At 64.2% G+C, this 25,169-nt stretch carries 22 protein-coding genes; 12 read left to right on the top strand and 10 right to left on the bottom strand.

Going from position 1 to position 25,169, the window contains the following annotated elements; genetic code table 11:
* Position 1: 1 nt before the first annotated feature.
* The 3 genes from ABIB80_RS09930 (at position 2) to ABIB80_RS09920 (ending at position 4,070) form a co-directional block, all read left to right on the top strand.
* A complete protein-coding gene (locus tag ABIB80_RS09930; protein ID WP_354127304.1) occupies positions 2 to 1,528 on the top strand; it encodes a sugar ABC transporter ATP-binding protein in 1,527 nt (508 codons plus the stop codon).
* A complete protein-coding gene (locus ABIB80_RS09925) occupies positions 1,525 to 2,586 on the top strand; it encodes an ABC transporter permease (RefSeq protein WP_007594180.1) in 1,062 nt (353 codons plus the stop codon). Before ABIB80_RS09930 ends, ABIB80_RS09925 begins: the two co-directional genes overlap by 4 nt.
* Positions 2,587 to 2,723: 137 nt before the next feature.
* The gene (locus tag ABIB80_RS09920) at positions 2,724 to 4,070 is read left to right on the top strand and encodes a carbohydrate porin (RefSeq protein ID WP_219685144.1); all 1,347 of its coding nucleotides are present in this window, start codon (positions 2,724 to 2,726) and stop codon (positions 4,068 to 4,070) included.
* 151 nt (positions 4,071 to 4,221) lie between these two features.
* On the opposite strand, the gene ABIB80_RS09915 is transcribed toward ABIB80_RS09920, so the two are convergent.
* Positions 4,222 to 5,109 carry a VOC family protein gene (locus ABIB80_RS09915; protein WP_219685143.1) on the bottom strand — a complete coding sequence of 296 codons (888 nt, stop codon included), beginning with the start codon at positions 5,107 to 5,109 and terminating at the stop codon, positions 4,222 to 4,224.
* Positions 5,110 to 5,273: 164 nt separating this feature from the next.
* Here ABIB80_RS09915 and ABIB80_RS09910 point away from each other — a divergent pair, with 164 nt between their 5' ends.
* Positions 5,274 to 6,461 carry a CaiB/BaiF CoA transferase family protein gene (locus ABIB80_RS09910; protein WP_354127303.1) on the top strand — a complete coding sequence of 396 codons (1,188 nt, stop codon included), beginning with the start codon at positions 5,274 to 5,276 and terminating at the stop codon, positions 6,459 to 6,461.
* Here the strand turns inward: ABIB80_RS09910 and ABIB80_RS09905 are convergent.
* Positions 6,458 to 7,243, bottom strand: coding sequence for a DUF72 domain-containing protein (locus ABIB80_RS09905; protein WP_354127302.1), 786 nt, complete (start codon positions 7,241 to 7,243; stop codon positions 6,458 to 6,460). The two genes, ABIB80_RS09910 and ABIB80_RS09905, sit on opposite strands and share 4 nt — an antisense overlap.
* 94 nt (positions 7,244 to 7,337) lie before the next feature.
* Between ABIB80_RS09905 and ABIB80_RS09900 the strand changes: the two genes are divergently transcribed.
* Entirely contained in the window at positions 7,338 to 7,553 is a 216-nt protein-coding gene (locus ABIB80_RS09900; protein WP_007607539.1) for a hypothetical protein, read from the top strand.
* 321 nt (positions 7,554 to 7,874) lie between these two features.
* Positions 7,875 to 8,459, top strand: a complete 585-nt coding sequence (locus ABIB80_RS09895; RefSeq protein ID WP_354127445.1) for a DUF1349 domain-containing protein — start codon at positions 7,875 to 7,877, stop codon at positions 8,457 to 8,459.
* Positions 8,460 to 8,643: 184 nt separating this feature from the next.
* On the opposite strand, the gene ABIB80_RS09890 is transcribed toward ABIB80_RS09895, so the two are convergent.
* The 6 genes from ABIB80_RS09890 to ABIB80_RS09865 form a co-directional block, all read right to left on the bottom strand.
* Positions 8,644 to 9,792 carry an amidohydrolase gene (locus ABIB80_RS09890; protein ID WP_354127301.1) on the bottom strand — a complete coding sequence of 383 codons (1,149 nt, stop codon included), beginning with the start codon at positions 9,790 to 9,792 and terminating at the stop codon, positions 8,644 to 8,646.
* 250 nt (positions 9,793 to 10,042) lie between these two features.
* Positions 10,043 to 11,131, bottom strand: a complete 1,089-nt coding sequence (locus ABIB80_RS09885; protein ID WP_354127300.1) for a mandelate racemase/muconate lactonizing enzyme family protein — start codon at positions 11,129 to 11,131, stop codon at positions 10,043 to 10,045.
* 115 nt (positions 11,132 to 11,246) lie between these two features.
* A complete protein-coding gene (locus ABIB80_RS09880) occupies positions 11,247 to 12,440 on the bottom strand; it encodes a M20/M25/M40 family metallo-hydrolase (protein ID WP_354127299.1) in 1,194 nt (397 codons plus the stop codon).
* 137 nt (positions 12,441 to 12,577) lie between these two features.
* Positions 12,578 to 12,976 carry a Rid family hydrolase gene (locus ABIB80_RS09875; protein WP_354127298.1) on the bottom strand — a complete coding sequence of 133 codons (399 nt, stop codon included), beginning with the start codon at positions 12,974 to 12,976 and terminating at the stop codon, positions 12,578 to 12,580.
* A 69-nt stretch (positions 12,977 to 13,045) separates the two neighbouring features.
* Entirely contained in the window at positions 13,046 to 13,873 is an 828-nt protein-coding gene (locus ABIB80_RS09870) for a PhzF family phenazine biosynthesis protein (protein WP_354127297.1), read from the bottom strand.
* A 31-nt stretch (positions 13,874 to 13,904) separates the two neighbouring features.
* Positions 13,905 to 15,155: an MFS transporter gene (locus ABIB80_RS09865; protein ID WP_007594157.1), complete on the bottom strand. Its 1,251-nt coding sequence runs from the start codon at positions 15,153 to 15,155 to the stop codon at positions 13,905 to 13,907.
* Between the two features lie 111 nt (positions 15,156 to 15,266).
* On the opposite strand from ABIB80_RS09865, the gene xylB reads away from it, so the two are divergent.
* The 5 genes from xylB to ABIB80_RS09840 all read left to right on the top strand — a co-directional run bounded on the left by xylB (position 15,267) and on the right by ABIB80_RS09840 (position 21,210).
* Positions 15,267 to 16,712: a xylulokinase gene (xylB, locus tag ABIB80_RS09860; protein WP_354127444.1), complete on the top strand. Its 1,446-nt coding sequence runs from the start codon at positions 15,267 to 15,269 to the stop codon at positions 16,710 to 16,712.
* 210 nt (positions 16,713 to 16,922) lie between these two features.
* On the top strand, positions 16,923 to 18,452 hold the full coding sequence (locus tag ABIB80_RS09855) for a sugar ABC transporter ATP-binding protein (protein ID WP_354127296.1): 1,530 nt from the start codon (positions 16,923 to 16,925) through the stop codon (positions 18,450 to 18,452).
* A complete protein-coding gene (locus ABIB80_RS09850; protein ID WP_354127295.1) occupies positions 18,445 to 19,500 on the top strand; it encodes an ABC transporter permease subunit in 1,056 nt (351 codons plus the stop codon). The genes ABIB80_RS09855 and ABIB80_RS09850 overlap by 8 nt, the downstream gene beginning before the upstream one ends.
* A 98-nt stretch (positions 19,501 to 19,598) precedes the next feature.
* A complete protein-coding gene (locus ABIB80_RS09845) occupies positions 19,599 to 20,546 on the top strand; it encodes an ABC transporter substrate-binding protein (protein WP_354127294.1) in 948 nt (315 codons plus the stop codon).
* A 247-nt stretch (positions 20,547 to 20,793) separates the two neighbouring features.
* Complete coding sequence (locus ABIB80_RS09840; protein ID WP_354127293.1) at positions 20,794 to 21,210, top strand: DUF7674 family protein; 417 nt, start codon at positions 20,794 to 20,796, stop codon at positions 21,208 to 21,210.
* A 182-nt stretch (positions 21,211 to 21,392) separates the two neighbouring features.
* Here the strand turns inward: ABIB80_RS09840 and ABIB80_RS09835 are convergent, their stop codons facing one another.
* Complete coding sequence (locus ABIB80_RS09835; protein WP_245286082.1) at positions 21,393 to 22,670, bottom strand: L,D-transpeptidase; 1,278 nt, start codon at positions 22,668 to 22,670, stop codon at positions 21,393 to 21,395.
* Positions 22,671 to 22,921: 251 nt separating this feature from the next.
* Between ABIB80_RS09835 and ABIB80_RS09830 the strand changes: the two genes are divergently transcribed.
* Positions 22,922 to 24,061, top strand: a complete 1,140-nt coding sequence (locus ABIB80_RS09830) for a lysozyme family protein (RefSeq protein ID WP_354127292.1) — start codon at positions 22,922 to 22,924, stop codon at positions 24,059 to 24,061.
* An 83-nt stretch (positions 24,062 to 24,144) separates the two neighbouring features.
* Here ABIB80_RS09830 and ABIB80_RS09825 read toward each other — a convergent pair whose 3' ends face one another.
* Positions 24,145 to 24,555, bottom strand: a complete 411-nt coding sequence (locus ABIB80_RS09825; protein WP_007594128.1) for a hypothetical protein — start codon at positions 24,553 to 24,555, stop codon at positions 24,145 to 24,147.
* Between the last annotated feature and the right edge of the window lie 614 nt (positions 24,556 to 25,169).

Genomic DNA, 25,169 nt, shown 5'->3' with positions numbered 1-25,169 from the left:
AATGGCGGAAATCCTGTTCGAACTCGCCGGGATCAGCAAATCCTATCCCGGTGTCATGGCCCTCGATGACGTCAGCCTGCGGGTGTACCGCGGCGAGGTGTTGGGCCTGATCGGCGAGAACGGCGCCGGCAAGTCGACGCTGATGCGCGTGCTCGGCGGCGTGATCGCGCCGAGCGAGGGTGTGATCCGCATCGGCGGTAACGACTACGCGCGGATAACGGTGAACGAGGCGACGCAGGCCGGCATCGCCTTCGTGCATCAGGAATTGAACCTGTTCGAGAATCTCGACGTCGCCGCGAACGTCTTCATCGGGCGCGAGAAGCTGATGGGCGGGCCGCTGAAGCTGGTGGACAGCGCGCAGATGCGCGCCCGCGTGACGCCGCTGCTGGAGCGGCTGGGTGCGGATTTCGCGCCGGATACGCTGGTCGAAGACCTGTCCATCGCCGAGCGTCAGATGGTGGAGATCGCCAAGGCGCTCTCGATCGACGCCCGCGTGATCATCATGGACGAGCCGACCTCCAGCCTGACGATTTCGGAGACGGAACGGCTGCTCGAGGTGATTGCCGACCTGAAGGCACACGGCATCTCGGTGATCTATATCTCCCACCGGCTCGGCGAGATCATGACCTGCGCCGACCGCGTCGTGGTGCTGCGCGACGGCCGCACGGTGGGAGAGCTGGCGCGGAACGAGCTAAGCCATGCCGCGATGATCCGGTTGATGATCGGCCGCGACCTGAAAGCGCTGCATACTCCGCCGAAATACCCGCCGCAGCCGGGCGGCTGCGACATCGTCGGCGTCGTGACATCGGCTTTTCCCGACCGGCAGGTTGATCTTTCCGTGCGGCATGGCGAGATCCTGGGCCTGGCGGGGCTGGTAGGCGCCGGCCGCACCTCTCTTGCCCGCGCGGCCTTCGGGGTTGACCCGCTGCTGGGCGGCGAGATCAGGATCGACAACGCGCCGATCGCAATCGCATCGCCGCGCGACGCGATCAGCCAAGGCATCTATCTGGTGCCGGAGGATCGCAAGAAATCCGGGCTCGTGCTGGAGCTGCCGATTCGCGAGAACATGACGCTGGCGAGCCTGTTGGATCATGCGCGGATGTGGCTGGTCAGCGGCGCGGCCGAACGCAAGGTCGCGAAAGAGCAGGTCAGGCGCCTCTCCATCAAGGCGCCGAGCATCGACATGGAGGTGGTGACGCTCTCCGGCGGCAACCAGCAGAAGGTCGTGCTCGGCAAATGGCTGTCCATGCAGCCGCGCGTGATGTTCTTCGACGAGCCCACCCGCGGCATCGATGTCGGTGCCAAGAGCGAGATCTACGCGCTGATGCGCGACCTCGCCAACCATGGCGTCGCGATCGTGATGATCTCGTCGGACATGGAGGAAGTCATCGGCGTCTCCGACCGGGTGGCGGTGATGCATGAAGGCAGCGTCAGCGGCGTGCTCGAGCGGGAGCAGTTCAGCGAATACAACGTATTGCGACTGGCCATGGGCCAGGCGCTGGAAACCGCGGAAGCGGCCGCGCCATGATCAGGAAAGAGCTCGGTCTGGGATTGCTGCTGGTGGTGATCGCCGCCATCACGGGTGCGATCAATCCCGCCTTCCTGTCGCTGGTGAACCTCTTGAACATGGCCAATCTGATCGGCCTGTTCGGTGTGTTCGCGCTCGGCGAGGGGCTCGTGATCATCACCGGCGGCATCGACCTGTCGCTCGGCTCGATGTTTGCGCTGCTCGGCGTCGTGTTCGTCGACCTTCTGACGACCTACGACGTGCCGTGGCCTCTGGCGCTGGCGGCCGTGCTGCTGGGCGGGCTGGTGCTTGGCGGCATCCAGGGGTTCCTGATCACCCGGCTGAAGATGCAGCCCTTCATCGTGACGCTGTGTGGGTTGCTGATCTATCGCGGCGCCGCCCGCTACTACACGAGCGATTCGACCCGCGGCTTCGGTTATGGCGACGAGGCGGCGACACTGAGCAACATCGCCTCGGGCAATGTGGCGGGAATCCCGAACACCTTCATCCTGCTGATCGTCCTTGCGCTGATCCTCGCTGTGCTGCTGCACCGCTCGGTCTACGGGCGCTGGCTTTATGCCGTCGGCAAGAACGAGGAGGCGGCGCGCTTCTCGGGCATCAGCACAAACGTCGTGATCGCAACCGCCTATATCATCAGCGGCGGGCTCGCCGGAGTTTCAACAGTCTTGTTCGTGTTCTACACGAACTCGGTCTCGCCGAGCTCGTTCGGAAATTTCTACGAGCTCTACGCGATCGCGGCCGCCGTCCTGGGCGGGTGCAGCCTGCGCGGCGGCGAGGGGTCTATTCTCGGTATCGTGCTGGGCACGGCGCTGCTGCAGGTGTTGCAGAACCTCGTGAACATCCTGGGCATTCCCAACTCGCTGAACTTCGCGGTGATGGGCACGGTCATTCTGATCGGCGTGTTGGCGGATCAGCAATTGCAGGCACGACGGCGCCGCAAGCTGGCGCTGGCCGGCCTCGCCCGTGCGGCGCCGAAATCGACATTGGCCGAGCAAGTCCAAGGCGCGTCACCGCGCCCCGCGGATGCATTGCCGGCGAGAACGGGTGATCGGGCATGACAGATCCACGCTCCAGTTGACACAAGGCCGCCTGGTCGGCGGCCGCTGGGGGAGGGAGCGCGTTCCAGGCTCGAGGGCTTTGGGCAGGGGCGTGAGGCGAAACAAGCAAAGCCTGAGACGGCGGGAGGACGAGACAAATGTTGCGCAGGTTTATAAACACCGCAGGGGTGTGCGGTGTGGGGATTGCTTTCTCATCGCTGTTTTGCGGTGGAGTATATGCGGCCGATTTTTCGACGAAAGCTGCACCTGTTCCTTATGCGGCTGACGATTTCTGGACGAGACCGTATCTGTTCGGCGATCTCGGCAGGACCAGGCTGAAGGAGCAGGGCATCGATATCGGCCTGACGCTCGGTAACGAATCCGTCGGCAATCTCTCCGGTGGAAGCAGGAACACCGCAGCCAACGCCGGTCAGTTGTGGTTTGGCGCGAAGCTGGACATGGGGAAACTCGCCGGCATCCCCGGCGGCACCGTCGGTCTCACGCTGGTCGACCGCTTCGGCAAGAATCTGAATACCGAAGCGGACATTCCCGCCCTGCAGCTGACGAACGAAGTGTTCGGCCGCGGCAATATTCTGCGCCTGACGCAGCTCTACTACTCGCAGAAGCTTTTCGATGACCGCCTTGAACTCAAAGGCGGCCGTCTTCCGGTCGGCTCGGACTTCTTCTTCGGCCTGTGCGAGTTCATCAACCTGACCTTCTGCGGCGGCCAGCCCGGCAACATCCAGGGCGGCTACATCTACAATTGGCCGGTGAGCCAATGGGCCGGGGTCGTCCACTACAAGATCGCGCCGGAATTCACAGTGTCGGTCGGTGTCTACGACGCCAATCCGGGTTACCTGACGACGTCGGACCCAGGCGTCTACTTCTTGCCCGGCATTCCCGCCTCGAATCGCGCCAGTGGCGTGATGGTGCCGGTGGAATTGGTTTGGACGCCGAAGGGGCCCTTGACCGGGACCTGGAGACTTGGCGGCTGGTACGACAGCGCCTCGTCTATTGATGGCGGCCTTCCGGGTGTCATCAGCACCATCCCGGGCGTCGGTGGCGTGCCGGATCAAAATATCAGCGATCAACGCGGCCGCTTCGGCGTCTACGAGTCGATCCTGCAACGATTGACTGTTGACGGTCCCGGTGCGGTAGGCTGGTACACATTCCTCAACACGACCGTCGCCGATCACCGGACGTCGTACCAGGATTACCAGATCGCCCTGGGCTTCCGGCATACCGGAACGTTCTCCTGGCGTCCCCAGGACGAAGTCGGCTTCGCGGTGGGCACGACCCACGTGAACACGGCGGCCCTCAGTCCCAACGCCGGCGGCAACGAAGTGCCGCTCGAAGTCTGGTACGGATGGCAGGCGACCGGCTGGCTGAACCTCAAGTTCGACGCCCAGTATGTCATCAATCCCGGCGGGCGCGGCTATAACGGGGTGGGCGTGAAGACCGACAATGCCGTGGTTCTTGGCATGCGCACCGAGGTCCACTTCTGACGGGACGCTCACCCGTCTGATGCGAAAGGTGGGGCATGCCCGTCCCACCGGAGCGCACGCAACATGTGGCGGCTCCGCTCAGCGGAGCCGCCCGGCCGCGACTTCGGTCATTCCGACGTTGCTGCGGCTAGGCGCGGGACTTGGTTATCACCTATCCCTCGTATTGATCCGGCCCCATCGCCCAAAGCGATTGATCGTGGCCGGATGCGTAATTGCGATTGTTCAGCGCCGGATTGCGATTGACCATCGGCCGCATGAACATCGGGTGGGTGGCGCTGCGAACCTCGTGCTCGACCGTGAACAGCGGCTTGCCGCTGTCGAGATCGACGATGTCGCAGAAGCGGTACTGGTACTGATTGTCCTCGCGCGAGATCAAATCGCGCGCCAGCAGCTTGCGATACGGGCCGGAGAAATCGGTGATGTACATCTGCACGTGGTGGCCGTCATAGTCGCCTTGCGGCTGATCGGTCTCGCGGAACAACAGATGCTGGTCGCGGCCGGTCTTCACGGCGGCAACCGTGCCGTCGCCGTTCCGCAACTCGGATGGCATGCCCATGATCTCGGGGTAGAAGGCACAAATGCGCGCGGCAGATCCCACCGGCACGTCGAACTCGACATAGGGAATGCCGAGCGCGACGCGACCGAAGCGCGCGGCGTCGGGCTCGTAACAGCGTAGCCGGTTGCCCCACGGACAAATCGCTTCGACATGGTCGTTACGCTCGGCGAAGGCGAACGCCGTGCCCTCGAGCTTCTTCGCGACTGACGCCAATCGCGCCAGCAGCGCCTCGCGGCCTGCGATGACCAACCCGACATGACCGCGCAGCACTTGCGGCCGGCCGCTCGGCAAATGAAACTGGCTCCGTCCAGCGTTGATCCACATGTTGGTGTCGGACACCATCAGAAAGGGATCGCGGGTGAGCCCGAGGCCTGCGACATAGAACAGTGTGGCGAGGCGCTGGTCCGGGACCTGGATGTTGACGTGCTCGAAATGGATCGCGTTGCCGAGATCTTCTTTGGATCGATCGAATTGTTGCGGCATGGACGGGGCTCTGATTGGGGAGGGAGGTCCATACTAGAGCACAATTTCCGCCAGTCGAAATGATTCGCCGATCACATCTCGAGGGTGGGGCATGGCGTCCGTTGCCACCTTGCCGCAAATGCCAATCCCTGTAAGCTGACGAACAGCACAAAGGAAAGAGATCGATGGGAGGGGTTCTGGACGGCGTCCGGGTTCTCGATTTCGGGCGCTATATCGCGGGGCCCTATTGCGCGACCTTGCTGGCCGAATTCGGCGCCGAGGTCATTCGCGTGGAAAAGCGCGACGGCAGCGAGGATCGCTTCGTGGCGCCGGTCGGCGAAAATGGCGAAGGCGCGCTGTTCCTTCAGGTCAACCGCAACAAGAAGTGCCTCACGCTCGATCCGATGAAGCAGGAAGGGCAGGAGGTGATGCGCCGGCTGGTTGCGACCGCGGACGTGGTCGTCGCCAACTTGCCGCCGCAGACATTGCGCGCGATGAAGCTCGACTACGATTCGCTCAAGGCGATCAAGCCGGACATCATCCTGACGACGGCCACCGCGTTCGGCGGGCCGGGGCCATGGTCCGACCGCGTCGGCTTCGACGGTGTCGGCCAGGTCATGTCGGGATCGGTGTACATGACGGGCGCCGGCGATCCGCCCTACCGGGCTGCGGTCAACTGGGTCGATTTCGGGACCGCGCTGCATTGCGCGTTCGGCACGCTCGCCGCGCTGATCGAGCGCGGCAAATCCGGGCGCGGGCAGATCGTCGAGGGCGCATTGCTCGCCACCGCCTTGTCCTTCACCAATGCCACGCTGATCGAGCAGGCCGTCATCAACGTCAATCGGGTGCCGACAGGCAATCTCGGCCAGACCGCGGCGCCCGCCGACATCTATCGCACGAGGGACGGCTGGGTGCTGTGCCAGGTCACGGGGCATCCGCTGTTCAAGCGCTGGGCGAAACTGATGGGTGAGGAGGAGGTCTGGCTGAACGATCCGCGCTTTACCGACGACATCAGCCGCGGCAACAACGGCCCTGTCATCAGCGAGCGGATGGCGCGCTGGTGCGCCGAGCGCACCACGCAGGAGGCCGTCGACACCTTGGGCAAGGCCATGATTCCGACCGGCCCCGTGCTGAGCCCGCAGCAGGCGCTGGATCATCCGCACATCCGCTCCGCCGGATTCATGCAGGACGTCGACTATCCCGGCTTGCCGAAGCCCGCACCGGTGGCGCGCGCCGCCGTCCGCCTGTCGGAAACGCCCGGTGAAATCGCGACGCGCCCGCCCACGCTCGGCGAGCATACCGACCTTATCCTGAGCGAGCTCGGCTACGACAAGGCCGCGATCGCGGCGCTCCGGCAGGGCGGCATCGTCTAGCGGTGAACAACGGCGCCTGCACGGCGGCTTGCCGTCGTGATCGCCGCGCTTTGCCGCACGTTGAGCAATTGCTTCAACGCCTGTGCATCGGCCGGCGCCGCGCTCTTCTGGTCATTGTCGAAATAGACGTAGACGTCGCAGCCCTGCCGCTTCCAGGACGTGATGCGCCGCGCCCATTGCGCCAGCGTGGGTTTCGTATAGTGCCCGTGATAGCGCCCGCTTGGTCCGTGTCCGCGCACATAGACGAAATCCGCGGTGCGCTTCCACGGCGCCGGCGCGTCGTGATGGTCGGACAGGCACAGCGAAATGTTCTCGTCGGCCAGCATCCGCAAGATGCGCGGTTGATACCAGCTCGGATGACGGAATTCGAAACTGTAACGCCGCTTCCGCGACAGCAGCTTGAAGAAGCTGGCGAGGCGGTCCGCGTCGGCCTCGAATTGCGGCGGCAGCTGGAACAGGATCGGGCCGGCCTTGCCGCCGAGCCGTGAGATGCGATCCTCGAGCAGCTCGAGGCTGTTCACCGAGCGATCCGAGAGGCGCTTCCAATGCGTGATGAATTTCGAGGCCTTCCAGGCAAAGACGAAATCGCGGCCGGTCTGCGCCCGCCAACCCTCGACGGCCTCCGGCGTCGGGGTGCGGTAGAACACGCCATTCAGCTCGGTGGTGTCGAACTGTCCGGCGTAATAGCTCAGCTGCTGCTTCAGCGTCACGCCCTCCGGAAAGAACGGACCTCGCCAGGAGGCGTAATGCCAGCCGGAAGTTCCGATCAGAACGCGCGCCATGTTTGACGTGTCCATCCGTTGCGATTTGCCGGATGGGAACGTCCGTGCGGCCGATACGTTGCTCGTGAGATTGATCAACGCAGGACCGGAACCGATGTACGCGCTGTTCGAAGGCAACAAGCAGATCGGCGATCCCTTTCCCTCCGAGAAGGAGGTGTGGGAAGCCGCCTTGATCGAGGGGCTGGTGACCGACGTGCCGGTCGCGGACGAGGAGGGCGGCCGCCTTCTGCCCGCCGGCTATCACGTCGCGCAGGTCGAGGAGACGTTCGAGCCGAAGCCCGGCTGGAAGCTACCGCGCGAGATCTCGTGAGCGGGCGGGTGTTCGCAGGGCGGTGAGCTTACTACGCGCAGCCAGGCTTAGCCGGATGAATGCGCAAGACCCGGTGAGTTCGTTATCGCTTGAAGCACGGCAAGACGGTCGGGCCTCAAGATGATCAGCCGCGGCGGCTGATCGCCGACTTTCGAAATTGGTCCATCGACGAAGTAAGTGGCGCACCTCGTTGAGGCCCGTTCAGCGAGGCATGACGGATTTGGATTTGCTCAGGTTCAGTTCTTCGATGCCGCTATCGCGATGTCGGGCCGAAACCCGAAAGCTCGTCGAGACCATCACATGGTTTGCATCGAGGTTGAAATGATACTTGGCAGATCTGACGGCATTTGGGTGAATGAGCCGAAACAATGGACCGAGGAGGGCAACAGCCTTGAAGTGGTCACTGACAATGCCACCGACTTCTGGCGCGAGACTCATTACGGCTTTATCCGCGACAACGGACATTTTCTCGGGTTTCTGGCCGGGGATGCCTTCACGGCCGAGTTGCGGGTGCGAGGTAATTTCCAAGCGCTCTACGATCAAGCCGGCATCATGGTGCGCGTAGACGCTAATCGCTGGCTTAAGGCCGGAATCGAATTTGCGGACGGACGGGCCATGCTTTCGAGCGTATTGACGGATGGGCGGTCGGACTGGGCAACAGCACCCTATGAGCACGACGCACGTGACTTCCGATTGCGGGTAACCGTTGCTCATGGCGTTCTTCGTGTGCAAGCTTCGAACGATGGCAAGGTTTGGCCTCTCATGAGGCTTGCGCCGTTTGCCAAGAAACCTTCCTATCTTGTTGGACCGATGGCTTGCACGCCGGAGCGGGCCGGGCTGGAAGTGGCTTTTTCGGAGTTTCGGATGACGGCGCCGCTCGGCAAGGACCTTCACGATCTAGAATGAGGCTGCTGGCGCGGCCGGAGGCAGCGCTGAAGTCTGAAGTCGCCCATCGCCGTCGGTTGGCGCATTGCAGCGGCAGGTGTGGAGTCGGGGTAGGGCAGAAGCCGTTGCCCGGTGCAGACCGCCGCCTTTGACCCGTCGGAAGCATGGCGGGCATCAAGTGCAGTGTCATTCATGGATACACACTCTAGTTCGAGGCCAGCGCCGCCTTGGCGACTTCCACCATCCAGCTCGATGCCACCGGCAAAATCGCGTCGTTGAAATCATAGCGCGGGCCGTGCAGCTCGGCGCCGTCGCGCAATTCGCCGTTGCCGATCCAGACGAAAGCGCCGGGGCGCCGCGAGAGATAGTGGGCGAAATCCTCACCGGCCATGCTGGGCGCGAGGTCGCGCCGGAGCTCGGCCCGCACCTTGTCCGCGGCGAGGCGCGCGAGATCCGCCTCGGCCGGCGTGTTGATCACGACGCCGACGCCCATGACGATCTCGGGCGTGACCTTGACGCCGAAGCTCGTGGCAATCCCGGCGCAGATCTGTTCGATCCGCGCCACGACGGCGTCCTTCACCGCATCGCGATGGTAGCGCAGCGTGCCGCCGATCGAGACGCGTCCGGCGATCTGGTTGCGTGCCGTGCCGCCTTCGAGCGTACAGAGCGAGAGCACGGCGGTGTCGAGCGGATCGACGCTGCGCGAGACGATCGATTGCAGCGCCACGATCAAATGGCCGGCCGCCATCACCGGATCGCGCGTCAAATGCGGCATGCCGGCGTGTCCCGCATGGCCATCGATGGTGATGGTGATGCGCCCGCCGGAGGCCATGACGACGCCGTCATGGACCGCGATGGTGCCGGCGGCAAGCCCCGGCCAGTTGTGAAAACCGAACACCCGCTCCATTGGAAAGCGCTCGAACAGCCCGGCCGCGGCCATCGCACGCGAGCCGCCATAACCTTCCTCGGCCGGCTGGAAGATGAAATCAACCGTCCCGCTCCAGCTGGTGTCGGCGGCGAGCAGCGCGGCGGCGCCGAGCAGCGAAGCGGTATGTCCGTCATGGCCGCAGGCATGCATCACACCGGGATTTTGCGAAGCGTAAGCTAGCCCCGTATCTTCGGTGATCGGCAGCGCATCCATGTCGGCGCGCAGGCCGACGCGGCCCTGTGCAGCCCCTCGCGTGAGGGTCGCGACGATGCCGTGACCGCCAACGCCTGACACAAAGGGAATGCCAAGTTCGGTGAGCTTGTCTTGCACGAAAGCGGCGGTGGCTTTCTCCTGGAGGGACAGTTCGGGATGCGCATGCAAATGCCGGCGCCACGCCGTCAGTTTCTGGTGCAGCTCGGGGGTCAAGGCGGGAATCTCTCGGCTTGTGTGTCGGCATCGACACCATAGCCGAATAACCGCAGCTTGCATCAAGCGTCAGCGAATGCCTCGCGTGCAGCAACGCGCTGGTGATTGCCGGGGCAGACCGACTGCGCTCCACTTCACCTCTCCCGCTTGCGGGAGAGGGCTCGATCGTCATTGGGGATCTCACTGCGGAGACACCCCCTCCCCAACCCTCTCCCGCAAGCGGGAGAGGGGGCGCGGTCGTGGCTCCGCGCTACGCCGACAGCTTCGCCAGCCCGTTCCAATCGAAGCTGATGCCGTGGCCGATCCGGTCCGGCGCGAGCGCAAGCCCGTCCTCAAGCACCAGCGGATGCTCGATATATTTGTCGAGCCCAAAACCGTGCGCCTCCAGATACGACCGGTTCGGGCAGGCTGCGAGCAGGTGCACGGTGATGTCGTGCGCGCCGTGGCTGGTGACGGGCAGGTTGAACGCTTCCGCCAGCCGCGCGATCTTCATGAAGGCGGAGACGCCACCGCAATTGGTGACGTCAGGCTCGGGATAGGACACCGCGCCTGCGACGATGTAGTTCTTGAACTCCCACAGCGAACGCAAATTCTCGCCCGCCGCGATCGGCACGCCGCCGGCCTGCATGATGCGGGCGTGGCCCGCGACGTCGTCGGGAATGATCGGCTCCTCGAGCCAGGTGAGGTCGTAGGGTTGGAACGCGCGGGCGGCGCGGATCGCTTCCTCGACCGTCCATTTCATGTTGGCATCCACCATCAGCGGAAAGCCGTCGCCGAGATGCTGCCGCATCGCCGCGACCCGGGCGACATCTGATTTGAGATCGGGGCGGCCGGCCTTCATCTTGATGGCGCGAAAGCCCTTGGCGAGATTGCCGTCGGTCTGCTTGAGCAGAGCCTCGACCGAGAGATCGAGGTCGATGCCGCCGGCATAGCAGGGCACGCGCGCATCGAAGCCGCCGAGCAATCGATACAGCGGCAATTTCGCGCGCCGCGCCTTCAAATCCCACAGCGCGATGTCGAGCGCCGAGAGTGCCAGCACCGCCGGCCCGCCGCGCCCGCCATAATGCAGCGCCCACCAGACCTGATGCCAGATCGCTTCGGTATCATCGGCTTCGCGGCCCTCGACCAGCGGCGGGATTTCGCGCTTGAGGATGTCGGCGACGGCGCCGCCATTGCGCCCGACCGTGTAGGTGTAGCCGACGCCCTCGGCGCCATCGGCATCGCGGATGCGGCAGGTGATCAGCTCGAACGCGGCGATGTCGCCATGGGTCGAGTCGGAGAGCATGACGGGGAGGGGGATCCGGTAGAATCCGGTCTCGATGGTCGAAATGCGCGGCATGCAGCCTCCCTTATTTTTTTCTTGTAGGATGGGTAGAGCGCAGCGAAACCCATCATCGTCATCTTCGCAAGTAGCGATGGGTTTCGCTGCGCTCTACCCATCCTACGAAGTTAGCTCACCGCATCGTTGCGAGCTGCACGGCCAGCGCGCAGGCGCGATCGTATTCGTCGAGATTGATCCACTCGTCGATGGTGTGCGCCTCGTTCTGGCCGGCGCCGAAGGTCACGGTCGGAACGCCGTGGCGGACCATCCAGTTGGCATCGAGGCCGCCATTGGCGGTGCGCACGTTCGGGGTGCCGCCGATGGCGGACACGGCCTCGACCGCGCGTTTGACGACGGGAAGGTTGTCCTTCATGCGGAACGGGAAATAATCGGTCTCGGCCTTGAACTTGACCTTGCCGGACTTGCCTTGCGCATTGGTGACTCTCTTGGCGGCCTTCTCGAACGCGGCTTTGTAGGCTTTCGTGATCTCCTTGAAGAACTTTCCGTCGTGGCTGCGGCTTTCGCCGCGCACATGCACGTAGTCGGTGACGACATTGGTGGCGTCGCCCGCAGGCCGCCCCTCGCCGCCGGTGACGGGGCCGACATTGCTGGTGCCTTGCTGCTTGCGCTTGACCACCTTGCCGAACCAGCCGCCGGCCTTCACGTCGGCCAGCGCGAGGGCCATGATCATGGTCGATGAAATGCCGCGCTCCGGCGCGACGCCGGCATGCGAGGCGCGGCCGAAGATTTCGACGGTCCAGCGGTCGGCGCCGACTGCGCCGATGACGACGTTGGAGGCCGAGCCGCCGTCATAGTTGAACGCCATCACCGGCGAGCCGAGTTCGTCGAGCTTGACGTGGCGCGCGCCGTAGAGCCCGCTCTCCTCGCGCACGCAGAACAGCAACGTGATCGGCGGATGATCGAGCTGCTGCTTCTCGAGCTCGGCGGCCAGCGTCACCAGCACGCCGCAGCCGCAGCGATTGTCGCCGCCGAGCGCGGTCTTGGCATCGTTGACGATCTTGCGACCCGACTTCTTCGGCTTGGCGCCGGCGCACAGCGGTACGGTGTCCATGTGGGTCATGAACATGATGCGCGGCTGGTTGTGCAGCGCGCCGCGGCCGGGCAGGTCGACGACGAGGTTGCCGGTCTCGGTCGGCACCGGAATGCGCGTATTGGCGTCATCGAGCCGGATCGCCTTCGCCGGTACGCCGCTTTCCTTCAGCGCAGCCGTGAGCTCACGCCCGATCGCCGCCTCCTGTCCGGTGACGCCCTCGACGGCGAGAAAGCGCATGAGGCGGTCGGTGGCGGCTTTGGTGTCGACAGGCATGAGATGTCCCTTTGATGCACGGTGCCTGCCAGCATCCCCTGCGGCAACTTGTTTCGCAAGGCGGCCTCAACGCATGAACTGTGGCGCCGCGTTGCTGTGCGCGCATGGTCCCAGAACCAACCGCTATTCCCGTCCGATCAGTCGTGCACGATGGCCGTCGCCTCTATTTCGACACGAGCCCGGGCGGGGGTTAAAGCGGCTACCTGAACGAGCGTGCTTGCCGGACGCGTCGCCCCGAATGTTTCGCGATGGGCGCGGGCGACTTGGTGTGTGTCCGCCATATCGAGAACGTAGACGACTGTTCTCACCACGTGCCGCAGCTCCGCTCCAGCATCTGCAAGCGCCTCGGCGACTATCGCGATTGCGCCCAGCATCTGTATGTACGCATCCCCTTCGAGTGCTGGAGGACGAGCCGTCGTTCCGGAGACGAAGACATGGTCCCCGACACGGACGGCACGCGCATAGCCGTAGCTGTCCTCAAAAGGATAGCCGGACATGACGCTTTTCCTGATCAAAACGATTTCCCACGTCTGCATCTACGACATCAGCACGCCTTCCGCACCGGATGTCTGCGAATTGACATCCTCCTGCCGGGACTTCGCCGGCTACATCTGCCGGGCCGCCCCGGAGACCCGGATGCTCGAGCCGGGTTCGGCGCTGATCTCGGCACGCAGCCGCGACGGCACGCCCATGTCCTCGCCCTGACCGATATCAATCGTGCCGCCATGAGGCCAGCCAAGGTCCCGCAGATATCCGGCGAGGGCCGCGGCCGCGGCGCCTGTCGCGGCATCCTCGTAGACCCCGCCGGCTGCGAATGGATTGCGGGCGTGGAACAGCGTGTCGGTCTCGGCATGGACGAGGCTGATGGTGACGAGGCCGGCTGCAGTCATCAACTGCCGCCCTTGCTCCAAGTCATAATGCATCGCGGCCAGCTTCTGCCGGCTCGCCAGGGCCAGGACGAGATGCCGGGCGCCGGCCTCGGCGATCGCGGGAGGCAGGCGCGGGTCGAGATCGGCAACGCTGTACGAAAACAGGCCGAGCGCGGCCGCGACCAGTGCGTCGGGCGCCTGCGCGCTGCGCGTGCGCGGCGATTGCAGCGCCGCCATCAGTGCGGACTGCTTCCGCCAGCCTGTCACCGTGATCGCTGTGTCGTTGAGCTGGAGCGCGAGGGTGCCTTCGCCATGGGCAAGGGCGAGCGCGGCCCCGAGCGCGATCGTTGCATGGCCGCAGAACGGCACCTCGATCTCGGGGGCGAAGTAGCGTACCCGCCAGCCATCCTGGTTTGGCGCGGCGAAGACCGTCTCCGAATACCCGACCTCCGCCGCGATCGCCAGCATCCGGTCGGCCGGAGGCAGCGCGTCGCAGAGTACGACCCCGGCAGGGTTGCCCCCGTTCTCTCCTTGCGAAAAAGCGGCGATCCGCTGCACGTCCATTCGTCCCTCCAGAAGACCAGGAACTCCGAGCCTACCGGTTTTGGACGGTCCGCGTATAGGCCAGAAAGATGAGCGTACCGAACAGAAGCATGGCTGCCATGAACAACAGCACCGCCGGCAGTCCCGCGAACGCGGCCACCGCGCCGGTGATCGACTGCATCAGCGCCGCGCCGAGGAAGAAGGCGAGATTGATCGCCGCGAGCGCCTTGCCTGCCACTTGCGCATCGACGAGCTGCCGCGACATGCCGAACAGCAGCGGCTGTGCCGAGGTCGCCAAGCCAATGAGCACGAACAGTACGAGGTCGTATTGCGGCGGCATCACGGGAAGGCTGAGCAGCTTCGAGACGGCATAATGCGGCGCCCCTAGTGCCATCAGCGCCAGCAGCAATGCGCCGGCCAGGTGTGTTCCCGCCACCAGCGCGCGGCGGCGTCCGAGCCTGCGGTCGATCATGCCGACGAGAAGCGGACCTGCAATCATCGCCAGCGTGAACGCGCCGAGCTGGTTGCCGGCCTCGACCCGCGACAATCCCTTGACCTGCATCAGCCACGGCCCGCCCCACAGGCCGCGCAGCACCAGCGAGGTCGCAAGCGACACCAGCGCCAGCGCGATCAGGCCGCGCAAGGGCCGCGACAATCCGAGCCTGAGCACCTCGATCATCTGCGACAGCGGCGAGGATTCGTCCTTGTGCTCGGCCGGCTGGTTCGGCACCAGCAGGAACACCGCGAGCGCCACGGCGACGCCGCCGAGCGCCGAGATCCAGAACCCGGCGCGCCAGCCGTAGGTGTCGACCACGAAGGCGAGCGGGCTCGACGACAACAGCATGCCGATATTGCCGATCGAGAGGATCGCGCCCGACCACAGCCCGAAGCGCGCAGCCGACAATTGCTTGGCCGCCAATGTCATCGGGCACATCAGCATGCCGGAGGTGGCAACGCCCAGCAGCACCTGACCGACCGCGAAGCTTTCGGGGCCCGTCGCGAACCCCGACGCGATAGCGCCGACCACGGTTCCCGCGAGCAGGCTCAGCGACACCGGCCGCACGCCAAAGCGGTCCATCGCCGCACCGACCGGGATCTGCGCGGCCGCAAAGGCGAACGGGTAGACCGAGGTGAGGCTCGCCAGCGCCTGCGGTTCGATGCCGAAATCCGCCGCCATCAAATCGAGGCTGACCGCCGGAATGGTGCGCAGTAAGGTCGAGAGCATGTGCCCGCAGGCCAGCGCAAGCAGCGCAAAGATCAGCGCGCGGGTGGCTCCCGCGTCGTTGGTGGCGGCGGTGGTCATGGGCGTTGCGTCCCGAGAAGGTTTCGGGTGGGGTTACATGATTGACGGGTGCGTGCCAACATCGGGAACGCCATGGCCGCAATGTCATGGATGCACAAGGCAAGTGACATCATGTATCTCGGCATCGACCTCGGCACCTCTGCCGTCAAAACCGTTCTGGTCGACGACGCGCAGCGCGTGGTGGCGAGCCGCAGCCGGTCGCTGACGGTCTCTTCGCCGCGTTCCGGCCATTGCGAGCAGGACCCGGCGCAGTGGATCGAGGCCACATTTGCGACGCTGGACGCGCTGAAGGCAGATCACGCGCGCGAACTGGCCGCGGTCGAGGGCATCGGCCTGTCCGGCCAGATGCACGGCGCGACGCTGCTCGACGCCAGCCACACGCCGTTGCGGCCCTGCATTCTCTGGAATGACGGACGGTCGTTTGCGGAATGCGCTGAGCTGGAGCGGCGCTGGCCCGCCTTGCGAATGACGACAGGCAACAAGGCGATGCCGGGATTCACGGCGCCAAAATTGCTGTGGGTCGCGAGGCACGAACCGGAGATCTTCGCGGCGACAACACTCGTGCTGCAACCCAAGGCCTATCTGCGCCTGGTACTGACGGGCGAGGCGATCGAGGATGTCTCGGACGCCTCGGGTTCGCTGTGGCTCGATGTTGTCAGCCGCGATTGGTCGGATGAGGGGCTCGCCACGACCGCGCTGTCGCGCCGGCAGATGCCGCGTCTGGTCGAGGGCTGCGCGCCGGCGGCACGGCTGCAGAGCGAGTTGGCGCAGCGCTGGGGTATGACCGGGCGGCCGATGGTCGCCGGCGGGGCCGGCGACAATCCGGCGGGAGCCGTCGGCATCGGCGCCATCAATCCCGGCGCAGCCTTCATTTCGCTCGGAACCTCCGGCGCATTGCTGGTGCCCACCGAGACGATCGCGGCCAATCCGGAGCGGGTCGTGCACACGTTCTGTCACGCCGTCCCCGACAGGTGGATACAAGCCGGCGCGATCCTCTCGGCGGCCTCGTGCCTGGCCTGGATCGCGCGGCTGTTGGGGACTTCCGAGGCCGACCTGCTGGCGCCGCTCGGGTGCCGCCCGCGGGCGCCGTCGCAGGTCAGCTTCCTGCCGTACCTCTCCGGCGAACGCACCCCGCACGATGATCCGGATGTGCGCGGCATGCTCGACGGGCTCAGTCACGCCACCGATCGTGATGCGATCGTGCAAGCCGTGCTCGAAGGCGTCGCCTTCGCGCTGGCGGATTGCCGGGACGTCCTTGCCGAGACCGGATTGGCGATCGCGGAGGCGGATGTCATCGGCGGCGGCTCGCGGTCGCGGTTCTGGCTTTCGGTGCTGGCCAATGTCCTGAACATCCCCATGCATCGCTTTGCCGACGGCGAGACCGGCGCGGCGTTTGGTGCGGCCCGGCTCGGCCGCCTCGCCGTCACCGGGGAGGCGATTGATGCCGTCTGCACTGCACCACGGCGCGTCGAGACCTTCGAGCCTGAGCCCGCGCTTGCGCAGGCCTATGCCGAGCGGCTTCCGCAATGGCGCCGCCTGTACCGGCCGCGGCGCTGATCGCGATACGCGATGATGTGGCGAAGAAAAGGCATCACGCGCGGGATCGGTTCCGTCTGCAAAAGATAAAAGCAGCGCCGGACCGTTCGTCGGCATGCGTGAGGTATTGCCCTGCGCCACAACCTTTTGTTTAATGCTTGCACCCGCGCCAGGGACCAACGAGACGCGGGTGAGATTGCGATGCCGCCGTCGGCGCATCGGGGAGGTGTGATGAGCGAGCCCATCCTCGAGATGCGCCGGGTCTCTAAATCGTTCTTCAGCATCAAGGCGCTGCGCGACGTCGACCTCACCGTCTACGCGGGCGAGATCCACGCTTTGATGGGCGAGAACGGCGCCGGCAAATCCACCCTGATGAAGATCCTGTCGGGCGCCTACCGGCCGGACCCGGGCAGCGAAATCCGCATCGACGGCCAGCCCGTGCAGATCAGCGGTCCGCTCGGCGGCCGCGCGGCCGGCATCGCGATCATCTATCAGGAACTCTCGCTCGCCCCCAATCTGAGCGTCGCGGAGAACATCTATCTCGGTCGCGAGGTCTCCCGCGGCGGCTTGCTGGCGCGCGAGGCGATGCAGGCCGGCGTCGGTCCGATCCTGGCGCGGCTCGGCGCGGATTTCACGCCGCAGACGCAGGTCGCCAATCTCTCGATGGGCCAGCGCCAACTGGTCGAGATCGCGCGCGCGCTGCACGCCCGCTCCAGGATCCTGATCATGGACGAGCCGACCACCGCGCTGTCAGCCGGTGAGAGCGAAAGGTTGTTCGCGCTGATCCGCCAGCTGCGTGCCGAAGGGCTCGCCATCATCTACATCTCGCATCGCATGGATGAGGTCTATGCGCTCGGCGACCGCGTCACGGTGCTGCGTGACGGCACGCTGGTCGGTTCGCTCGACAAGGGCGACATCCGCGCCGACACCATCGTCCGGATGATGGTGGGTCGCGACGTCTCCTCCTTCTACAAGAAGGAGCATGATCCCAGGAATGATGCGCGGTCGGGAGCTCCCGTGCTCGCGGCCGTCGACATCGCCGACGGCAGGCGCGTCAAGGGATGTTCGCTGACGGTGCATGCGGGCGAGGTCGTCGGCCTTGCCGGCCTGGTCGGCGCCGGCCGCACCGAGCTTGCGCACCTCATCATCGGCGCCGCGCCGATGATCTCCGGTCATGTCGAGATCGAGGGGCGCACGGTCTCGATCCGCACGCCCGGTGAGGCGCTGGATGCCGGCATTGCCTATCTCACCGAGGACAGGAAGGCGCTCGGCCTGTTCCTCGACATGTCCTGCCTCGACAACATCAATCTCGCGGTGCTCGGCCGGGATGCGAAATTCGGCGGCATCCTCGACCGCGACAAGGCCCGCGACCGCGCCAAACGCGCGTTTGCGGGGCTCGGCATCCGTGCTGCGAATGTCGCTGTTCCCGCCGGCGGGCTCTCCGGCGGCAACCAGCAGAAAGTGCTGCTGTCGCGGCTGCTCGCGATCGGCCCGAAAATCCTGATCCTCGACGAGCCGACGCGCGGCGTCGACGTCGGCGCCAAGTCCGAGATCTATTCGATCATCGACAATCTCGCGAAGTCGGGCACCGCGGTTCTCGTCATCTCGTCCGACCTGCCCGAGATCATCGGCATCTGCGACCGCGTCATCGTGATGCGCGCGGGACGTATCGCCGGGCAGATCCGGCGCAACGCGACATCGCCGCTCAGCCAGGAGGACATCATGGCCCTCGCCACCGGAACGGAGCAGCTCGATGCCTGAGAACGGCGCTTCCTCCAGCACCGCCCCCGCCAAAGCCGTCCCCGTCGCGCCCGGTCTTGCCGCCGCGCAGGAGACGAAGCGGCAGCGGACGCGGATGATCATTCGCGCGGTCGGCATGCTGCCGGTGCTGCTGCTGCTGTGCATCGGTTTTCACGTGCTGTCGGACGGCCGCTTCTTCACCGGCCAGAACATCGGCATCGTGGTGCAGCAGTCCGCGGTCAATACCGTACTGGCCGCAGGCATGACCTTCGTCATCCTCACTGGCGGCATCGACCTGTCGGTCGGCTCCATCCTGGCGGCGTCGGCGATGGCCGGGCTGATCATCTCCAAATTCCCCGATCTCGGGGTGCTGTGGTTGCCGGCCGCGGTGCTCACCGGCGCCGTCTTCGGCATTCTCAATGGCGGCTTGATTGCGCTGTTGCGCCTGCCGCCCTTCATCGTCACGCTGGGGTCGTTGACCGCCGTGCGCGGCGCGGCGCGGCTGCTCGGCGCCGACACCACGGTGTTCAATCCGTCGATCCCCTATGCTTTCATCGGCAACGGCGCCTTGACCCTCATTCCCGGCGTATTGTCGATTCCCTGGCTCTGGGTGATCGCGTTGCTGGTCATCCTGGTGTCGTGGCTGGTGCTCAAGCGCACCGTGCTCGGCGTCCACATCTACGCGGTCGGCGGCAACGAGAGCGCCGCGCGGCTCGCCGGCATCAAGGTCTGGGCCGTGCTGATCTTCGTCTATGGCGTGTCCGGCCTGCTCGCGGGGCTCGGCGGCGCGATGCAGGCGGCGCGCCTTTACGCCGCCAATGGCCTGCAGCTCGGCCAGTCCTACGAGCTCGACGCCATCACCGCCGTGATCCTGGGCGGCACCTCCTTCGTCGGCGGCATCGGCTCGATCTGGGGAACGCTGGTCGGCGCGCTGATCATTGCTGTGTTGTCGAACGGCCTGATCCTGATCGGCGTATCCGACGTCTGGCAATATGTGATCAAGGGCCTGGTGATCATCGGCGCGGTCGCGCTGGACCGCTATCGGCTGCAGGGCTCGGCCCGCACGTGAGCGCGGAAAAAATGCCGTGGGCGCTGCAGCGTCATGTTCATTTCGTCACGGCAACTGGTCGCCGTGCCGGAGCTTCAAACAGACCAGGGAGGAAGCCAATGTTGAAGTCGATCTCGTTTGCCGGCGCCGCGATGGCGCTCGTCCTGAGTTCCGCGCCGTCCGGCGCCAAGGAGCTCAAGTCGATCGGCGTTTCCTTGGGCTCGCTCGGCAATCCGTTCTTCGTCGCATTGTCGAAGGGCGCCGAATTCGAGGCCAAGAAGACCAACCCCAACGTGAAGATCACCACCGTCGGCTTCGAATATGACCTCGGCAAGCAGGTCACCCAGATCGACAATTTCATCGCCGCCGGCGTCGACCTGATCCTGCTCAACCCCGGCGATCCCAAGGCGGTCGGCCCGGCGATCAAGAAGGCGCAGGCCGCCGGCATCGTCGTCGTTGCCGTCGACACCGCGGCCGAAGGCGCCGACGCCACGGTGACCACCAACAACGTCCAGGCCGGCGAGATCTCCTGCCAGTACATCGTCGACAAGCTGGGAGGCAAAGGCGACGTCATCATCGAGAACGGCCCGCAGGTCTCCGCGGTGATCGACCGCGTCGTCGGCTGCAAGAACGTGTTCGGCAAGAACCCCGGCATCAAAGTCCTGTCCAACGACCAGGACGGCAAGGGCTCGCGCGAAGGCGGCCTCACGGTGGCGCAGGGCTATCTGACCCGCTTCCCCAAGATCGACGCCATCTTCGCCATCAACGATCCGCAGGCGATCGGCACCGACCTTGCCGCGCGCCAGCAGCAGCGCACCGGCATCATCATCACCGCGGTCGACGGCGCACCCGATATCGAAGCAGCCCTCAAGGATCCGCAGGCGGCGCAGATCCAGGCCTCCGCCTCGCAGGACCCGTTCTTCATGGCCCGCCGCGCCGTGCAGGTCGGCGTCAACATCCTCAACGGCCAGAAGCCGGCGTCCACGGTCGAGCTGCTGCCGTCGAAACTGGTGACGCGCGACAATGTCGGCGAGTACAAGGGCTGGACCTCGGACCGGACGCAGTAGCGGGCGCGAGACGGCCGGCGCCGGATGTGGCGCTGGCCGGCTTGCGTGGCGTGGTGCTAGCTCGGCATGCAGCGTTTGACCGGGGCTGGGTCGACCGCGCTCTCGTTAGGCTCATGATCTTGAGGTCGCAGGTTCAAATCCTGTCCCTAATCATACCCGCAGACTCAACCACCCGACGTCCGCTTTTCGACACGAAGCAGGCCCCTGGCTTTCAATGCACCAGTTCAGCTTGTGACCCGTTGCCGGCATGATCCGTGTCCGACATATTGATCGCATGCCTAGGGATGAGAGCTATCTTGAAAGAATTTCTGATCTTGCACCTCAATTGAGAGAGGTGCTCGCTAAACTGAAGGCCGAGTGGTCGCCTGAAGTGGTGCCCGTAACCCTCGTGGGTACCGGATTGGCGGAGGCTTTTGTCGAGCATTTCAATCGACTGCCAAAAAGCGCAGTACGATCCATCTTTGAACTCTGCGAACAAGCACTCGAAGACGGCTCTGCTCAAGAACGTGCCGCCTTATCAACCGGCTTTCTTGAATCACTACAGCATGCAGATGGCAGAAAGGCGTTCGATTTCAGGTCGGTGGTAGGCCTCCTGGGACCGAAGTCCAGAGAGCATTGCTCAGCAATGGATAGGTTCTGGAAAGCCACGACGAGCGGCTTGTAGAGGTCCGCTTATGGCCCATAGCTGACCTGTCCCGCGCAGCCGGTCCATGACCGCTTGTGACCCTTAGCCGACCTCGCGCCGCTTTGGCTCAGGTGCGGACATCAAGTTGCACCAGAATTGCGATCGGACAATTCCACCGGCTTGCGCAGCGACATCGTGTGTTGGTGGGGTGCGCCGCCGCGTCAATGCGTTACCACGATGAAATCCGTGTCTTTTCCCGTCTCCTGGCTAATTCCGTTGTCGGAAACAATCAACGAAGAGGCCGGCGTCAGGAGTTCAGAGATCTTCTCAACCGTATCCTGGGGCATTTCGATGCGGTTGAGCGCCGCGTTGGCTTTGTCGGGTAACGGTTCCGGCGCGGTTTGCTTCGCGGGCGCTTCTCGCCGTTTCGTGGCAGCTTCGGACATACGGGGCAATTCCTCTGGAATCGACACGACGCTCCAGCGAATAGCCGTTCCCTCGTTCTGGAATTCCATTGCGGTAAACACGTGCGTTCCCAGCGGCTCCTCCGGATTTTCGATCTTGACCGGGACATCAAACAACGGCGTGAAGCCCTGACGCACGAACAGCTTGCTCAACTTACGACTGACGAAGATGGAGATCGGGACGATCTTTTTAGGCACGCTTGCAGCGGGAGCCGAGCCCGGCTCCTGGAGACTGGCGGCTTCTGGAGTCTCGGCGCTTGACACCAGTGATCCCTGCGTTGCCGCGGCTGCACCGATGCTCTTGGTTGCGACGGTGGCACTCTGGAATTCGGACGAACCGGACGCGGCTTTCGGTTGAAAAAGATGCGGATTGGTTATCTCGACCGGCTGGACATCACCATGCGCAATGATCACGCGCGTGCCGCGCTTCGTGAGATGCCAGAGTCGAACGGCAAAATCATTTTTCAAACGGATGCAGCCGTGTGACGCTGGATGCCCGGGCACGACACCGGCGTGCAACGCTATCCCTGACCAGGTGATGCGTTGCATGTAGGGCATGGGGGCGGCGCTATAAATATTTGAACGGTGCCATCGTTCTTTGCTGATGACGCTGAACACGCCGAGGGGAGTCGGATGCCCCTCCATTCCCGTGGACACCGAAGAGCGTGCAATCAGGGCCCCGTTGTCAAAAAGCGAGACCCGTTGGTCTGCGAGCGAGATGATGATCTGGAGCGGGCCCTTCGGAAGGGGCTCGGGCCGAACGCTCTTGGCCGTTTCAGAGTTTGTCTGCCGGTGGTGGTGCTTGTCTTTGTACGGAGCGTATGGGCTTCGCCAGAACGTGTGTTGGGGTCCAAACAGAAATTGAGCGTGTGCGATCCCCGCAGGGAGCATGAAAATGGCGAGTACAGCGGTTGTTATCGCGCGCTGCATTGCTGGTAATTCCTTAACGAGCATCGCCCGGTCCCGTAGGCGCGATTCCATCGTTTCGAGACGATGCGCGAAGCCGAAGCCTGATGCGTCATCCTGACAGCGCACCAAGCCTCTCCTCCAAATCTGGTCGCAGTGGGTCGAAAATTGGACCGTACTCACAATTACCGTGGGAGTTGCCGCTGAGACGGGCGCGATTGCTTGTGATCGACGCGTTGCAATCGGGCAACACGTTTCGGAAAAATTGACGAGCGGCCGTTTGCGCCATTGCGCGACCCACATTGAACCCAAGAATGAGCCTCTTCGCATGCTTGGCTTTTCTACACGGCTCCGGTGGAGCCTATGGGGGCGACGGCATCATGAACCCGCGGCGATTTGCGATAGTGGCGCCGACGTTTTGCGGAACGGTCGTTCTCGCGGGGTGGATCGCTGGCTGGCTGGCTGGCTTGGGTCCGGCCGGCACCGAGAACGCCCGCGCAGTGACCATCCAGGGCCGCGCAGCATCTCTCGCCGCCACCGCGATGCTCGCGGATGAACCGCAGGCAATCGCAATGGGCAACACCGGACCCGCGAACGCCGCTGTTGCTAGCGCCGAAGTGGCGACGGCCGCTGAGCCCGCGGCGGGGACGGCCACCGACACCACGGCGGCCTCGGATAAATCGGAATCGATCGTCGTGGCCGCGTTGCCCGATTCGTCGCAAACGCTGTCGGCCGATTTACCGCCTGCGCAGGACTCGGTGGACTTGGGCCACCACGATGTCGCCCAGCTGGCGCCGACCACGTGCGGTGCATCCGGCGGTGCCTCCAGCACGGGGCCGCAGGATTTCCGGTATCTCATTTGTTATGTCTGGTCCGAACTGCCGCCTGCCGAGAAGCCGGCGGCGATCGTCTTGCGTTCGTTCAAGGACATCCCGGTCGGAACGCCGGTGGAAGAGATCAAGCGCGCGTCCGACGCTTTCGGTCTGGATTTCACTTTCATGAAGGCCGTGGCCAAGGTCGAGTCCGGTTTCGATCCCAAGCAGCGCACCGGGTCATATATCGGGCTGTTCCAGCTGAGCAAATACGAGTTCAGAAAATTCGGCTCCGGAGACATTCTTAGTCCCCGCGATAATGCCGTTGCGGCAGCCTACAAGGTCATCACGGAAGGCATTCTATTCCAGTGGGTGACGCACAGGAAGCCGGACTTGAACGATCTTTACCTGATCCATCAGCAGGGCTGGGAAGGCGCCGCGGAGCACCTCAGCCAACCCAATCGCATCGCCTGGAAATCGATGTGCGCCACTGGCGAAGGCAGGGAGAAGGGCGAAAAATGGTGCAGGCGCGCGATCTGGGGCAATACGCTTCCGGCCGTCAAAGAGGCGTGGAAATCCGTGGAGAAGCTGACGTCGGAGGCGTTCGTCGGAATGTGGCGCGAGCGGGTTGCTCATTTCCAATCGAAATACATGGGCACCGCGACCGCCGACGCCGAGCGGGCGCAGGCACCAGTGAACTCCCGTTGAGTGGTTAGCAGGAGTTGCCGCACCCGCGGGCGAGCGGGCCTTCCGTCGCTGGTCGCGCGGATGCGCTTTATATTGTTGCCTGATCAGTCATTCGCGCCGACATCGGTAAAAAGGAACCCCGCCGGCGTCTTGGTAAAGACGAAGATGACCTCGCCGCAGAAGACGAAGTAAGTGTCATTGTTCTCTTGATCGCGGTCGTAGACGGCCTTGCCGCGCTGGATACACGCGCGGTTTTTCGCCGTGAACGAGGTCGGATAGGTCTTGGCGCGAAATTGCGCGGCGTCACGAATTGCGCTGTCGTTCATGAACGGCAATCGTGTCATACCGGCGACGGCGGCGGAATCGTTTGTCCTCAGCGCCGCGCGAAACCTCTCGATGAAGGCATCGAATTCCTTCTGCAAGGCAGGAGAAGCGACGGCTTTCTTCGCTTGTACAACGGCTGGAGCAAGGTTCACGAAAGCGGTTGCGAGCATAATTCTCAGCAAAAATCCCAAGGGTCGGCTCCGTCCATCGACTAATCAAGGCCCTCCGACCGATCCAAATCCATGGTGTTCTGTTGCGTCAAGGGCTTTCTGGCGCGCCAGCGCAGCGTTAGCCCGCGCCCAGGCGTGGACCAACAGCATTTGCTTGGCGCCCACTGCTGCTTTTCAACCCTTAGCCGATCTCGAGGCTGGCGCCGAGCTTGTCCGCTCGTGACGGCGTAGCCGAGCAAAGCCCTCAGGGACTCTAAGAAAATGACCCACGGTGCAAGTCTGCAGGGCATCTGTTGCGGGTCTCTGCAAGCGTCCTCGTCAACAACAATTGCGATCTACGCTGGCTTGAGAATCTATTCGGCAACTCGCGACAGCTCCCCAAGTAGCTTCAACGCATCATCCAGCACCTCGTGAAGCTGCCTTCGTTCAGCGGCCGCATCACGCGTGAATGCGCCGTGCGTTTGCGCATTCTGATTTCCTTTCGGCGCGCTTGATCTCCGTGCGCCGCCATGCATGCGGCAGCGAGACTTGCCGTGCACGTGTTTAGACCGGAGACATAGCTGACGCTTGTTCGGACACATCACTGACAGGTTGGCCATTGGTCAAGTCGATTGATGCGACCTGCCAACTGGCGA

Origin of the sequence: Bradyrhizobium sp. i1.15.2 (genome assembly GCF_040548425.1) — a bacterium.
In the GTDB taxonomy this organism is placed as follows: Bacteria; Pseudomonadota; Alphaproteobacteria; order Rhizobiales; family Xanthobacteraceae; genus Bradyrhizobium; species Bradyrhizobium canariense.
Note: the sequence above shows the minus strand (reverse complement) of the source record. Positions and strands in the feature narration are given on the sequence as shown.